At 58.0% G+C, this 560-nt stretch carries 1 protein-coding gene; it reads left to right on the forward strand.

Annotated features, from left to right (window positions below; genetic code table 11):
* Positions 1–531, forward strand: a 531-nt coding sequence (locus OKB81_RS20725) for an IS66 family transposase (RefSeq protein ID WP_270805464.1), incomplete at its 5' end; no start/stop codon positions are given.
* Positions 532–560 lie beyond the last annotated feature (29 nt).

Here is a 560-nt window from a genome sequence, read left to right on the forward strand (position 1 = left end):
AAAGCCAGCAAGGCCGATGTGGCGTTGGGCTATATCAGCAAACTCTATGCTATCGAACGGGAGCTGCGGGACGGCAGTGATGCCGAGCGCTATCAGGGGCGGCAGTCACGCAGCGTGCCGCTGCTGGCAGAGTTCAAAATCTGGTTGGAAGAGCAGATCGGCAAGGTGATGAAAGGGTCGCTGACGAGAAAAGCGATGGAGTACACGCTGGGACAGTGGTCTTGCCTGGTAGGTTACTGCATGCGCGGCGATCTGCATATCAGCAACGTGCTGGCGGAAAACGCGATCCGCCCGTTTGCGGTGGGTCGCAAGGCGTGGTTGTTCGCCGATAGCGCGCAAGGAGCGAAGGCGAGCGCGACCTGCTACTCGCTGCTGGAAACAGCCAAGGCCAATCAGCTGGAGCCGTCAGCGTATATCAATTATGTGCTGGAGCGGATCGGCGACGCGGACAGCCTGGAAAAGCTGGAAGCGCTGCTACCGTGGAATGTGGCGTTGGAGCCGATTTCAAAAAAAGTGGCGCAATACCGTTAGGGCAAGTACGTCGATTTAACGGCGCTTAC

The organism is Aeromonas sp. QDB56 (assembly GCF_027705505.1).
Lineage (GTDB): Bacteria > Pseudomonadota > Gammaproteobacteria > Enterobacterales > Aeromonadaceae > Aeromonas > Aeromonas caviae.